Source organism: Acidobacteriota bacterium, from assembly GCA_016716905.1.
Taxonomy (GTDB): Bacteria; Acidobacteriota; Vicinamibacteria; order Vicinamibacterales; family SCN-69-37; genus SYFT01.
In genome coordinates, this window is the sequence record JADJUS010000004.1 from 1,547,803 (window position 1) to 1,561,918 (window position 14,116).

Here is a 14,116-nt window from a genome sequence, read left to right on the forward strand (position 1 = left end):
GAGCCGGTGGTATAACTTGCGGTCATGACCTCAACTCGACGACTGGTGGCTGGTGCGGTGGTGTGTGGCGTGGCCGCGTGGGCTGCGGCTGGAATTGCGGCGGGTCAAGGCCGCGGCGGCCAGTTTCCCGGCGGCACGAACCCGGATGGCTCGTTGCGGCCAACCGCGCCGGTCAGAAGCCTTTTCACGCAGGAGGCCTACACCGAGTACGAAATTCTGGCGCCCGGCAGCGAGTCGTTCCGCATACGATTCCTGACCGAAAACGGCCGCGCCGGTGCGACGGAGATTGTCAACGCCACACGCGGCGGCAGCGAAGGTTCGGGCATTGAGGTCTACGACCCTCGCACGGGCAACCCCATCAAGTTCACGTACGAGGTCGGCGCCACGCCGGACGAACATGCCATTCATGCGCCGTTGCCGTTCCCTGTGCCTGAGGGGGGCATCGGCCGCGTGGTGATCTTCAAAACCTACAAAGACGCGCGCACCTACATGATGAATGGCGAAGATATTGTCTGGGTCCGCAGCCTGAGTGGATATCGGCTCGGCGTCCTGCTGCCCAAGGGCTTCGCGTTCCTGTCATCAAACGTCGCAGCTCAGGTCTCCACCACCGCGAGCGGCCAGCTGCGCCTGGCCTTTGCGAACCCCAGCGGCCAGAGCAATCCCGTGACCATTCACGCGCGCAAGACCGCGGCGACGTTCACGCCGGCGCCGTACACCGACATGTTCTTTGACGACATGAAGACGTTGTATGACCTTGGCGATCCCTCCGCAGGCACGTTCAGTGTGCAGCAGACGTACAGCGACTATCGCAAGGGCGATGGTGTCCTCCTCGACAGTCTCTCGTACCTGGCGTTGAAGGACCTGAAGGTCATTGACCTCGATACGGCAAAAGCCCTCCCATTGTCTGGTCAGGGCCCGTCCTTGAGTGCGCCGCGATCGGTAGCCATGGCCAAACTTGAAGTGCCGATCACCAAAGAGCACCAGAGTGCACACTTGCGGTTGACAGGGACTATCACCGACGGCAGTTACAAGCTTGAAGGTGGCGACCTCGTGCTTACCCGAACCATGCGCGGCCTGCGCAATACCGTGCTGTTGCCGGCTGGATGGGAAGTGTCGGCAGTGTCGCAGTCAGGCACGATTGGCCGCACGGCAGAAGGCCGCGCGTTTGTCGCACTGATCAACCTGAACGGCGAGAACTCCTACACCGTGACCGTCCGCGCCCGAAAGCCGTAAGGCGTGTAGCCGGGTCTGAAGACCCGGCGATTTCAGCTACTGGCCGCGTCTTTTTCACGTCTTGATGCGGGCGATGCGCGCTTTGAGCCCGTCCGACAGGGTCTGCCGATCCGCAGCCGAGAGGCTCGAGTCGCCCGGCAGCGCGGCCAGCGCCTTCTCGGCTGCCGTCAGAGCCTCGCCCCGGCGTCCGGCACGTTCCAGCGTCTCCGACAGCGAGTCGAAGGCCTGTGCCGATTTCGGCGCGGCCTCGGTCGCCAACGTGTAGACGGCAATCGCGCGGTCGGTCTGCCCGCGAATCACCGCGTCATTACCCAGCGCGCTGAGCCATGCCGCATCAAACACCTGGGCCTTGGGGTCGCGAGCCAGATCCTCGCGGGCACGGGCCAGCGCGTCGGTCAGATTCGCGTCAAGCAGTGTCCTCAGCGCGGTCCGGGTCATCGCCGGCGTGGCGGCCGGCAAGGCCGTGAGTTCAATCATCGCGCCGCCAGACCGAGGCACCGGCACGGTCTCGAGCGTCGCTCGCGCTGCGGCGTCACCTTTCACAAACGCGTCCAGGAAGCGGCGCTGGTACAGGTGCGTGGCCAGGAATACGCGCGTGACACCGTCGCGCGCGGCCTTACGTCGCTCCATGATGGATGCGAGCACCACGCCTTCGGTGGCGAAGTCCAGTGGCGTGATCCGGGGCTCGCCGAAGTAGAGCAGGTACCGCGACGCATAGCGCATGTCTTCAATCTCGCCCACCTGCTGCAGCGTGTTGCGCCCGAGGTTCTCGCTGTACGCAAAGAACAGCGGAACGCGCAGGGCCGTCGGGTCAAAGGCGGCGACCTTCTGATAACTGCTCACTCCCGTGGGCAGCCAATTGGACTCGAACTGCACCACCGCATCCACATCGGGATGGCGCATCGCCAGCGGCAACTGCGCCAGGCCGTCAGTGGCGAAGCCCGCAAGCCCAAGTCGGCCGGCGTCCACATTCGGCTCGTCCTGCAGCCGCGCGATCGCCAGCTGCATGTCGCGTTGATGTTCGTTGAGAATCAGCCCTTCAAGGATGAGTCCCTCGGCGGCGAATGGTTCGGAAGGCTGGCGTTCGACATACGCCACGACGTACCCGTGCGAGGCCAGGTGCTCTGCACCGACAGCCACCGATACGGGCCGCAGGATGCCGACAACGAGTGGGAAGCGTTGCGCCACCGGCGGGGCATTGAGGCGCGCCTGCATCCCGAACGCCAAATACTGCGCCCACTCGTCGTCACTCGGAGCGAGCGCCAGAAGGCGCGTGACGTCTTGCCGGTGAGCCGTAACGACGCCCGGAGCGTTACCCTGATTGCCAGTGGCGAGATAGCCGGCAATGGTGAGTGGGTCGCCGGCACCCGACGCGGCGGGGTACCAGACGTGCAGCCGCAGTTGGCGCGCGCGGCTCGCGATAGTCGGGCGCGACGGGTCGCTGACCGTGATGACCCGAAACCCCACGGCGTGAGGCCCGGCATCAAGGCCTGCCGGCAACGGTGTTTGAGCAGTCGCAATGGTGGTGGCGGTGGTCAGTGCCAGCGCGATGCAAAGAGTGGTCAGACCCCAGCGAAGCCGATGTGCGTACATGCGCGGTGATCGTAGTCCCGTCGGGACCGGTCCTCAAGCGATCTGTGACGAACGGCGTTCGAGCAGGAGCACGTCCCGCCACACGCCGTCCATTTTTCCCAGCCGCTCGCGACGGCCGACGATGCGGAAGCCGCAGCGTTCGTGGATGGCAACGCTGGCCTCGTTCTCCGGGAGGATGCCGGCCTGGAGGGTCCAGAGGCCCTTGGCCTCGGACGCTTCGACCAGCGCCGAAAGCAGCGTGCGCCCAATGCCGCGGCCCTGAGCGCTGGCCGCCACGTAGACACTCACCTCTGCCACGCCCGCGTACACACACCGGCTGGAAACCGGGCTCAGTGCCGCCCAGCCCAGCACTTGACCGTCGGCTGTCGCGACGAGGCGGCAGGTGGGAAGGTGGCCACTGTCCCATTCCGGCCACTCGGGGGATGAGGTGATGAACGTCGCATTGCGCGTGGCGATGCCTTCGTCGTAGATCGCCCGCACTGTTGGCCAGTCGTGTTCGGTCATCGGCCGCACGTCCATTGCGATCCACTCCTTCATCGTGATGGCCCCTTTCGAGGCGACCGTCTGTCCGAAACCAGTGACGACAGCAATTGTCGGCAGGCCTCAATGTCTCTCGATGGCAGAGCATTCAAGAGTCGGGTGTGCTCCTGCTCAATGTCTGCATGAATACGCCGTGACAGCGCGCCGCCGGCGCGGGTGGGCGTCACCCGCTTCGCCCTGGCGTCGCCTGGCGCCGGCGCCCACGTGACCAGCCCCAGGCCACGCAGGCTCTCGACGACCCGGCTGGCCGAGCTCTTGTTGAGGGCCAGTTCGTTCGCCAGTTCAGTGACGCCAATCTCGCCGGCCGCCACGATGGTCTCAAGGGCGTAACACTGACTGACGGTGACGCCGTGCCGGCAAAGGTCATCGCGCCGGCGCAACTGATAAAAGCGTGCAAACGACTGAATCAGTTGCGAGACGTCGGTGATCGTGCGCTTGCGGGCAGTTGAGCGCGGCATCCGGCGAAGATTGTTGCACAACGCAACTATATGGGCAACTACGTCACCACTTTCCTACTTCACCACTTTCCTACTTTCCGATCACTCTCTGAGCGTCTCGACCGGGTCCACACGACCTGCGCGCCGCGCAGGGAGGTAACAGGCGACAAGGATTGCAGCGCCGAGGGCGGCGGGCACCGAAGCAAACACCAGCCAGTCGGCCTGGGGGATGCCTTCGGCCATGTGTGCGGTGTAGCGGAGCGCGGCGATGCCGCCGGCGAACCCAAGCACGGCGCCGATGGCAGCCATGCGCCCGCCTTCCTCAAGAACGAGGCGCACGAGGTCAGCAGGCCGTGCGCCGAGCGTGGCGCGAATCCCAAGTTCGCGCAGCCGGCGTGCGACTGAGAACGACACCACGCCGTAGAGTCCGACGCACGCGAGTCCGAGGCCCACAAGTCCGGAAACGCCGAGAATCGCGGCAGCCAACCGGCGCGGATAGAGCAGTTCGTCCACGTAGGCCGTCATTGGCCGCACCTGCGTGGCTGCAGTGAAGGGGTCGACGCCTCCGATCTTCGCCCGGAGTGCAGTAATCGTGTCCGGGCCGGCGCCTCGCACCACAAGGTTCCACGCCCATGGCCGCCAGTCTTGCCCGAGTGTCATGTAGATACGACCGGCGTCCGTCGCCTTTGGCAGGACAGCGGTGGTGTCGTTGACGACGCCGATGACTTCAAACCACTCGTACTTGGCGTTGCTCTGTTGAGGAGACATGGCCGCGATGCGCTCGCCGACGGCTCGCCTGTCGGGCCACAGACGGCGCGCCACGGACTGGCTAACGACCGCGACGCCTCGTACTTGTCGTGTGTCGCGCTCGTCGAAGTCGCGACCGTCGAGCACCCGCATACCCAGGGCCTCAAACGTCCCCGGAGAGACATCGAACCGTTGAACGGGCAGGTCGTCGGTGCGGCCCGTCGCGTATGCGACCTCGGAAGTCGCGACATCAGGCGTGGAAGTGGACCGCGTCGGAAGGTACCCGATCAAGCCGGCGTGTACGCCAGGCATCGATGTAATCGTGTTGTAGAGCGTTCGGTAGAGCGCCTGGTGCTCCGCCGCGATTACGGCATCGGGCCGGCGGGTGGTCCTGTCCTCGTCTTCAGGCCTGACGCGCGACAGTGTCAGCACGGTGGCCTGGTCCGGCTCATATCCGAGGGGAATGCCCTCCAACTGACGAAGGGACCGCACATGAACGCCAGTGACGATGAGCAGGAGGAGAGAAAGGGCTACCTGCGGCACCACCACCCAGTGGCGAAGGCGACGCTGGTGCCGGCCGGAATCACGGTAGCCGCCGGCGAGGGCGGAAAGGACATCCACCTTCAAGGCCTGTCGCACCGGCGCGAGTCCGATCAGCAGGCCACTGCCCAGACACACAACAGCGGTGAACCCCACCATGCGGAGATCAAAGCCGGCATCAATCGTGAAGTTGTCCGGCGTGAGCGCGGTGAACAGGTTGACGAGATTCCACGCGAGCAATAGCCCGAGCGCGCCGCCGGCCGACGTGAGCAAAATGGTTTCGGTAAGCAGTTGTCGTGAGAGCCGGAGGGGCGTAACGCCAAGCGCCCGCCGCGTTGCAATTTCGTTCGTGCGCGTCATTCCGCGCGCGAGGAGCAGGCCGGCGATGTTCACGGTGGCAATGACGAGCACCATCACGACAACTACAGACAGTGCGGCGGCGACACGTTCAGGGACGATCGTGCTGCCGAACTCGTGGGGAAGCCGGACGTCGTTCGCAGACCTGACGAGATAGTACGGCACGCCTGGAGGTAAGGCATACTGCGGCCGCACGAGCCGGCCCGCTTCATTCTCCCGATCACCCAGGATGTTGGCGCTCAGTTGCGCTTGTTCCGCCGTGACACCGGGCTTCATGCGGAAGAACGCGCTCAAGCCCGCGCGAGGGCTGACCTGCTCGCCAACCATCCACCAGCGGGAAGGAGTCCACACGCCGGTGAGCCCCCGGAACTCCGGTCCCGTGACTCCAACGACCGGCACCTCGCGTTTGTGAATGCGGAGCGTACGGCTGACCACACCAGGATCTCGGCCAAATCGCTCGCGCCATAGCGCATCGCTGATGACGATGCCGGCGTCAGGATTCGTCTGGTTGTCGTCGGCGGTGAACGTGCGCCCGATGATGGGGCGCACGCCGAGCACGTCGAAGTAGTTCGACGAAACCCACTCGCCCCATGTGCGCTCGGTCAGGCCCTCGACTTCGATATCGCGTGCAATGCCCCAGTAGGAACCGAGCGCGGTAACACCAGGATTGCTCTCAAGGAATTCCTGTCGCTTCGGCCCGTAAAACGAGACGGGCCAGACCGTGCGGTTCCATTGATTTCGATAGATGAACGCGACCTCTTCCGGTTTCTCAATCGGCCACGGTTTGAAGAACACCGTGTAGACCACGCTGAAGATGGCGCTGTTGATGCCGATGCCGAGCGCGAGCACGCCGACCGCCAGGGCCGTGAACGCGCGATGGCGCTGCAACTGCCGGATGCCGGACCGAATGTCGTACCAGAAGCCGCTCATCGTTTCCCCCTCACCCCGCATTGCAGTTTCTGCGCAGATCCGGACACCCGGCCGGACGCCGACGATACCATCGCTGTGACGGAAGACAAGTGAGAAGATGATGCCATGTTGATGTCTGTGATTTCGGTTGTGATGGTGTCCTTGCTATCGGTTTCGCCGGCGGTTCAGGCTCAGGCGCCGCGCCTTGTGTCTGCCGCCTGGCTGGCCGAGCATCTGAACGATGCGGACCTTGTGTTGTTGCATGTGGGCACCGCGCGCGACTACCCAACCCACATTCCAGGCGCGCGCCTGATCACACTGGCGGATGTGTCGGTATCGGACGCGAGCGCGACTGGGCTCACGCTGCAGATGTTGCCCGCCGATCAACTGAAGGCGAAGCTCGAATCCCTCGGCGTGTCTGACTCGTCCCGCATCGTGGTCTACCCGGCGATCAATTCAATCCAGTCGAGCACACGCGTGATGCTCACGTTGGACTATGCGGGCCTGGGCAGCCGCGCGTCGTTGCTTGATGGTGGCCTCACCGGATGGGTGGCCGCGGGCCGGCCCACGTCCGATGTGACGCCGCCGGCCACGCAGGGCAGCCTGAAGCCGCTGCAGATCCAGCCACTGGTGGTGGACGGCGCGTTTGTGCGGGAGCATCTGACGAAGCCCGGCTTCAAGATCGTGGACGCGCGCGCGAAGACGCTCTACGACGGCATGACCACCGGCGGCAGCGCCGAGCGCCCGCACAAGACCGGCCACATCGAAGGGGCCGTGAACGTGCCGTTCAGCGAGATCACGAACGGCGCATCGCAGTTCAAGACGGTGGATGAACTGCGCGCCTTGTTCACCGCTGCGGGCGTCAAGCCCGGCGACACGGTGGTGGCGTATTGCCACATCGGTCAGCAGGCCACCGCCACCATTTTCGGCGCGCGACTGCTCGGGTTCCCCGTGCTGCTCTATGACGGGTCGTTCGAAGAGTGGTCACGGTTACCGAACGCGCCGGTGACCAATCCGTCAGTCAAGGGTGGAGGAAAAGACGTCGGTGTCTTTGGGTGGTGAAAAAACTATTGTCGGGAAATCAGGGAGTCCTGACGAATCGTCAACGGCTCGTCTGCGCGCCCTGGCAGGCGCACGGTGATGGACGCCTCGAAGAGGGAGCCACCAACCGCAAGCGACGGACTGACCAGCGTCGCGTCCGACGGCGCAGTGATGCCGAGGTCTGCCAACGTCAATGCAAAACGGCCGCGGGTCTTCCGGAACGCCATCTGCGCGTCGTAGACCTCGTGCAACCAACGCCGTGCCGGCCACGTGCCATCTGGGCGGAAGGTAGCGCTCCCTGGCTTCGCACTGGAGAACTGGACGTATCCCCAGCGCTCAGGGCGATGCATGTTGATCACGTGCTGGGGCGACCACACCCAGTTGTCTTCTTTTGTGTCGGGGATCTTCGCGTACGCCCCGGTCGATGGATGAGGCGGCTGTAGCTGCCACTCAACGCGCGAGAAGTTGACCCGCCACTGATCGCCGTCAACCGGCGGCGAGGCCCGGCGCGCCAGTTCGCCGAGCGCCGGCCAGGGCAGCGCGAGTTCCACAGACCATCCCCGGTCGATATCGCGCCCGTCATTCAGCGTGCCGTCCAGATGCACCGCTGACTTCAACCCCGCAATCTCCCACCCATTCACCGCCTTCCCGTCGTCTTTGTACGGCTTCGGCAGCAGCAAGTCCCACGTGGTTCCGAGTGCGTTGATCTCAAGCTCGTAGTACTCGTGGTTGTCGCCGTTGGGATCGATGAAGATCTCGAAGTCATGGTCGCGGAAGATCACCGAGTCGTGTGTGGTGAGCGTGGCCCAGAGGTGTGGCTCCTTCATGTCGGCGCCGACATAAAAGTACGCGTCGTCCCACAACATCTTCACGCGCGTGTCGAAGCGCGGCCGCGGCCGCGCTTCGCCCTCAATGTCCACGAAAGTCTCTGACCACGGTGCGTCGCGCCAGGGGCCATCGTCGAGACGGCCATCGATGGTGAGCGGGGCAGTGGCGCGATACGCCACGTAGCCCCGGGGATGGTCCGACGGCGTTTGCCCGGCGGACACAAGGAGACCCGACAGCATGACTGGGAGCAGGACCACCGCCTTCTTGGTGGCCATCACCTGCGAGGCTGTCATCCCCGTGCCACCTTCGCGAAGAGCTTCAGTTTCTCGTCGCTGAGGGCGCCAAGGTCAAAAAGCGACACGCCCGCCGCGCCGCCGCCCAAGGCCATCTCGACACTACGAGTGAAATCAGTGCCGCTGAGTGGACCGATGAACAGGCCTGAGTAGACCGGTGCCTTCACGGTACGCGTCGCTTCTTCGGTGTACTGCTTCACCCACTCGGGCCCCGCTTGATAAAACGTGTGGTACAGCATCGGGAAGAACGCATCGAGACTGAAGCGTCCCCAGTCTTGCCGCACCATCGTTCGAGCGAGACTCGGCCCGGGAAACACCGCGGCGCTGATCTGTTTGCCGCCGGCCTTCGCCGCAGGCACCAGAAAGTTGTTCACCAAATCGACCACCGTCTTCAGCCGATATTCGAGCCACTCTGGTTGGCTCTCTGGATCTGTGAACGTCATCGGATCCACACCATGCGTGGACTTGAAGGCGCTGCGACTCAGCTCCGTATAGCCGTAGTCGTACGGCGGATAGACCTTGTCCTGCACGATGCCGTATTTCGCCCACAGGTCAGACGGCAGGATGGCGTCGGGATGCCGGATGTAGTCCAGGTGAACGCCCGTCAGGCCCGGCACCGCGGCCAGTTCCCGAACGGTATCGCGCACGAAGGCCCGCACCTCGGGATGCGCCGGGTCCAGGAACTTGTAATAGTCCACGTACGCCGGCTTATTCACGGCCGACTCGCCCTTCGCGTTGACGTTGTACCAGTCGGGGTGATCGCGAATGACGGAAGGGAGCAGACACGGCATGCACCACATCCACGCATGCACCTCCAGACCCGCGCGCGCGGCCATCGGGATCGCGCGCTCCAGCCACGGACCACGCACCGGCAATCGTGTGCTGCCCCAAAGCGCGGTCGATCCGTTGTAGACCTCCGGGATGATCCCGGCGAAGCCCGCTGCCTTCAGCTGATCAAACTGCCGCGCCCACTCATCGTCTGACCGCGTGAGCGACGGTCGCATCCAGACGTAGTGCTTCTTCGGTTGCACCAACCCGGCGAACGGCACCGCCATCGCCGCGAGCCCAGTGGCCTTCAGAAACGTCCGTCTCTCCATTCAACATTCCACCATTCCCAGGACTCTGGACTCTGGACTCTGGACCCTGGACCCGCCTCCGCGCTCTGCGCTATGGCGGGGCAAGCCCTGGACCCTGGACGTGCTCAGTCGCGCAGCGCCGCGACGGGATCGATGCGCGTCGCGCGGAGCGCCGGCACCATCGCCGCGAGGAGCCCGATGGTGATCGTCGCCAGCCCGGCCACGATGAACGTCGTGGCGTCCAGCGTAGCCACGCCAAACAGCAGGCTCTCGATCGACTTGCCGAGAAGCGCCGCGCCGGTGAGGCCGAGTACGACACCCACCATCACCACCTTCGCGGCGCCGAGCACCACCATCTGGAATGTGCCGCCGGCATCGGCGCCAAGCGCCATGCGAATGCCAATCTCCGTGGTGCGCCGCGTCACGGCGTAGGTGACAACTCCATACACGCCCAGCGCCGCCAGCAGCGCCGCGCACAATGCCAGGCCGGCCAGCAACGTCATGTTGAAGCGCGGCTGGGCCACGGAGGCCGAGACCCGATCCTCGATCGTTGTGATCTTCGCGATGGGCAGCGCGGAATCGATTTGCATCATCTGCGACCGGATCGCCGTGGCCACCGCACTCGCCGGCTGCGTGGTCGCCACCACTACCTGCATCTCGCTCAACGCGAACTGGAAGTAGGGCACAAACACCTCAGGCTCGGCCGAAGAGGCGAGTCCGTCGTGTTTGATGTCTGTCACCACACCGACGATGCGCAGGTCGCCGGCCATGGGGATCTTCACCAGCTTGTCGAGAGGACTCACGCCCTGGAAATAACGCTTCGCGACCAGCTCATTGACGATGGCGACTTTGGCGCCATTCTCGCGCCCATCGAAATCGTCAAACGCCCGGCCATCCACCAACTTGATTCCCATCGTCTCGAAGTAGCCGGACATGACCGCGCGGTATCGCGCGCGGGGCCGCTCAGACGGCGACGCTTCTGCCAGGCCGTCGATGGTGAACGGCAGCTCGAACTGAACGCCAAGCGGACTCATCGGAAGCGCGGAAACCGCCGACGCACTTTCCACACCCGGCATCACCTTTACGCGTGACACGAGGTCGTCAAAGAACTGCTTTTTGGAGGCGGACGGGCCGTAACGTGACGCCGGCAACACGATGTGCGCGGCGACGATACCTGAGGTGCGGTAGCCCGGATCGACTGATGTCAGTTGGACGAAGCTGCGAATCAGCAGTCCGGCGCCCACGAGCAGCATCAGTGCCAGGGCCACTTCGGCAGCCACCATCGCGTCTGAGAGACGTCGCGCAGACCGGCTGGCTGAAGCGCCTCGGCCGGAATCCTGGAAGACCTCCACAAGATGCGGTCGCATTGCCCGCCATGCCGGGAAGAGCCCGAAGATGAGTGCGGCCACGATGGACGTGATGGCGGTGAAGGCCAGCACAGACCAGTCGAGGCCGATATTGTCGGCGCGTGGCACGTTGGCGGGAATGAGCGGGCGCAGCGCGCCGATGCCCCACCAGGCGAGCAGAAGTCCGGCCAGGCCGCCAAGGCCCGCAAGCGAGCCGCTCTCGACGAGCGAGCGTCGCAGCAGCGCCCACTGGCTGGCGCCAATCGCCGCGCGCACGGCGAATTCCTTCGCGGTCCTCGCCGAACGCGCGAGCAGCAGGTTGGCGATGTTCACGCAGGCGATCACGAGCACCAGGACGACCGCGCCGAACAGTACCCACAGCGTGTTGCCGATGTCGCCCACAACCTGTTCATGTGCGGGGACGAGTGTGACGCCCCAGCCGGCGTTGGACTCGGGGTTGTCTTTCGCGATGGTCGCGGCGATCCGATCCATGTCCGCCTGCGCCTGTTCGATGGTGGCGCCGGGCTTGAGCCGGCCGATCGAGTTGTACGTGCGGTGCGGGCGGGAGGCGAGCGCGGCCGGATTCACCGTGAGGGGCGCCCAGAGTTCCACCTCCGCATCACCCGCGGGAAACTGAAACTCGCGCGGCATCACGCCGACGATTTCGTAGCTGGCGTCATCCAGATTCAGCGTCCGGCCAAGCACGGACATGTCCTGGCCAAAGCGTTTGGTCCACGCCGCATGGCTCAGCACCACCGTCTTCGCCGAGCCGGGTTGTTCTTCGTTGGGCGTGAACACCCGGCCGATCACCGGCGCGGCGCCGAGCACGGTGAACATGACTGGTGAGACATCCACGGTGGTGATGCGCTCGGCATCGTTATCCGTCTTGAGTGTGAATCCCTTGTAGCGCCAGATGGCCAGGCTCTCGAATGTGGTGGTCTGGTTGCGCCAGTCGAGGTAGGTGGCCGACGACACCTGCGCGCGGTCCTGCGCCAGCGTCTGGTTGTTTTCCCACGCCACCACCAACCGGTCGGGTGCGGCGTAGTCCAGAGGGCGCAGCAACACTCCGTTGAGCACGCTGAAAATTGTGGAGTTCACGCCGATGGCCAGGCCAAGAGTGAGGACCACCACTGCGGCAAAGCCCTTGTTGGCCGTGAGGAACCGCCACGCTTCGTTCAGATCATGCTTCATGCGCCGACGGTATCACACGGCAGTGGTGCCGATTCTTGTGTAAAGCGGCCACCGGATCAGAGCTGGTGTCGAGGCGTTGGGCCACAGCCGGGTGAGTTCGGCCGCGAAGTCCAGCATCGGGTCCACCCGTTCCGCCTGTCGGCACCGGGCGACGGCCGACCACGTGCCGACGTAGCCCAGCAGGTCGGCACGCGTCCAGGTGACGGTCATCGCAAACTCCGGCGCCTGAACTGCAATGAACGGAAACGGCAGCGAACGGTAGCGGTCGTCCACCAGCTCACGTCCCACGGGCCAGTGGTGCCCGAGCCGGTCGTACTGGAAACGGCGAATTGCGTCATCAAGGTCGGGTTTCCCGGTCTCCGCCAGCACGTAACACCACAGCGCGATGATGCCGCCGGGTTTCAGCACGCGCCGGCTCTCGGTATAAAACGCCGGCAGGTGGAACCAGTGCGCGGCTTGCGCCACTGTGATGACGTCGCACGAGTGGTCCGCCAATCCGGACGCGTCGGCGGGCGCCACGCGATAGTCGATACGGTCGTGGGGGACCGCTTCGGCAATCTGCCCGGCGCTGGCATCTGTGGCCACAACCCGATCAAAATGCCGCGCCAGCATCGCCGCCGCCTGTCCCGAGCCGGTGGCGCAGTCCCAGACCAGGCCACGCGCCGGGGCCGCCGAGGCCAGGAACGCGCCAAGGGCATCCGGGTACGACGGGCGAAACGCGCCGTATGCGCCGGCCTGCGCGGAAAAGTGGTCGGCAAAGGACATGCGGCCATTGTGTCCTGCCTCGCGTGGCACAGGGGGCCTGAATGTTCCTATGATGAATGGATGAAATTCACAGTTTCAATGGAGGGCCAGTGCACGACACTGGCTTCGTCCTGGGAAGGCAACGCACCGTGCGCGTCATAGGGTCGCTGCTCTTGTTCGGTTGTGTGCTTGCGGCCGGCGGCGGCGTTCGCGCGGACGATCCGGTGCAGAGCCGGTGGCGTCCTGATGATGTGCGCATCGACGGGGTGATGACCGACTGGACGGACCTGACATTTGTCTCGAAGGAAGTGGCCCTGGGCGTGGCCAACGATCGCGAACATCTCTATTTTGTGGTCGTCACCAGCAACCCTGCAGTGACCACGCAGATCATCCGCGCGGGACTTTCGGTGTACGTGGATCCGAAGGGGAAGCGGGGACAAGGCTTTGGCGTTCGCATTCCTCCCGTGGGATCGCGCCTGGCGCCGGGCACCCCGGCGCCCAGACCCGATGAGCCCCCGCTGCTGAGCTACTTCGACATTCTTGGCCCGGGTCGCGACGACCTGCGCCGTGTGATGGTGGAGGAGCCGTCGGGGGTGGCGCTCAGGATTGGCAGTCACGACGGTGCGTTTTTCATGGAAGTGCAGGTGCCCTTTGAAACCGGCGCGAGCCGCCCGTATGCCCCGGGCATCGATCTCACAAAGGGCGTGGCGGCCCTCGGCATCGTCACACCGGAGCCACCCCGCACGCCGTCTCGCGGGGGCGGCCGTGGCGGCCGCGGCGGCGGAATGGCCGGGGGCATGGGCGGGGGCCTCCCGACTGGGGGCTATCCTTCTGGAGCAATGCCCGGCGGGGGACCCGAACCCGCGAAAGGCAAGTCCATCGACATCTGGACAACGGTCAAGTTGGCCACGACGCGCTGACGCGCGGCGTAGCGTCGTTGTCAGTTTTCAAAAGAATGGAGCGGGAAACGGGATTCGAACCCGCGACTTCGACCTTGGCAAGGTCGCACTCTACCACTGAGTTATTCCCGCGTCAGAGCAGTCTTGTGAGTTTACACAAAGGCCACCGTTCAGGGCAAGACTCCTTATGTCGCGGGGAGCTTTTACAGGCATTTCGTAGGGCGGCCTGGGCCTCAAGGCCGCCGTTCTGATAGACTGCTTCCCGAACGATGACTGTCCGCACCCGTCTCGCGTGTCGCTGTTGTTGTCGGGCCTAGTGCCTGACTGACGCGAGTCTTCGTT

Annotated in this window: 11 protein-coding genes and 1 tRNA gene; 3 read left to right on the plus strand and 9 right to left on the minus strand. The window is 64.7% G+C overall.

The annotated features are described in order from the left end of the window. Positions 1–24: 24 nt before the first annotated feature. Entirely contained in the window at positions 25–1,233 is a 1,209-nt protein-coding gene (locus IPL75_10855; GenBank protein ID MBK9240742.1) for a hypothetical protein, read from the plus strand. 54 nt (positions 1,234–1,287) lie between these two features. On the opposite strand, the gene IPL75_10860 is transcribed toward IPL75_10855, so the two are convergent. The 4 genes from IPL75_10860 to IPL75_10875 form a co-directional block, all read right to left on the minus strand. After that, positions 1,288–2,826: a hypothetical protein gene (locus tag IPL75_10860; protein MBK9240743.1), complete on the minus strand. Its 1,539-nt coding sequence runs from the start codon at positions 2,824–2,826 to the stop codon at positions 1,288–1,290. Positions 2,827–2,859: 33 nt separating this feature from the next. Continuing rightward, entirely contained in the window at positions 2,860–3,345 is a 486-nt protein-coding gene (locus tag IPL75_10865) for an N-acetyltransferase (GenBank protein MBK9240744.1), read from the minus strand. A 14-nt stretch (positions 3,346–3,359) separates the two neighbouring features. After that, a complete protein-coding gene (locus tag IPL75_10870) occupies positions 3,360–3,824 on the minus strand; it encodes a winged helix-turn-helix transcriptional regulator (GenBank protein MBK9240745.1) in 465 nt (154 codons plus the stop codon). A gap of 81 nt (positions 3,825–3,905) precedes the next feature. Beyond that, a complete protein-coding gene (locus IPL75_10875; GenBank protein MBK9240746.1) occupies positions 3,906–6,377 on the minus strand; it encodes an ABC transporter permease in 2,472 nt (823 codons plus the stop codon). 105 nt (positions 6,378–6,482) lie between these two features. Between IPL75_10875 and IPL75_10880 the strand changes: the two genes are divergently transcribed. Next, entirely contained in the window at positions 6,483–7,418 is a 936-nt protein-coding gene (locus tag IPL75_10880) for a sulfurtransferase (protein ID MBK9240747.1), read from the plus strand. Positions 7,419–7,423: 5 nt separating this feature from the next. Here IPL75_10880 and IPL75_10885 read toward each other — a convergent pair whose 3' ends face one another. The 4 genes from IPL75_10885 to IPL75_10900 form a co-directional block, all read right to left on the minus strand. Further along, on the minus strand, positions 7,424–8,500 hold the full coding sequence (locus IPL75_10885) for a carbohydrate-binding family 9-like protein (GenBank protein MBK9240748.1): 1,077 nt from the start codon (positions 8,498–8,500) through the stop codon (positions 7,424–7,426). A gap of 14 nt (positions 8,501–8,514) precedes the next feature. Then, entirely contained in the window at positions 8,515–9,615 is a 1,101-nt protein-coding gene (locus tag IPL75_10890) for a family 10 glycosylhydrolase (protein MBK9240749.1), read from the minus strand. A gap of 104 nt (positions 9,616–9,719) precedes the next feature. After that, positions 9,720–12,131, minus strand: a complete 2,412-nt coding sequence (locus tag IPL75_10895; protein MBK9240750.1) for an ABC transporter permease — start codon at positions 12,129–12,131, stop codon at positions 9,720–9,722. Positions 12,132–12,143: 12 nt separating this feature from the next. After that, on the minus strand, positions 12,144–12,896 hold the full coding sequence (locus IPL75_10900) for a class I SAM-dependent methyltransferase (GenBank protein ID MBK9240751.1): 753 nt from the start codon (positions 12,894–12,896) through the stop codon (positions 12,144–12,146). An 89-nt stretch (positions 12,897–12,985) separates the two neighbouring features. Between IPL75_10900 and IPL75_10905 the strand changes: the two genes are divergently transcribed. Further along, complete coding sequence (locus tag IPL75_10905; GenBank protein MBK9240752.1) at positions 12,986–13,795, plus strand: hypothetical protein; 810 nt, start codon at positions 12,986–12,988, stop codon at positions 13,793–13,795. 36 nt (positions 13,796–13,831) lie between these two features. Here IPL75_10905 and IPL75_10910 read toward each other — a convergent pair. Next, positions 13,832–13,906, minus strand: a tRNA-Gly gene (locus IPL75_10910). Positions 13,907–14,116 lie beyond the last annotated feature (210 nt).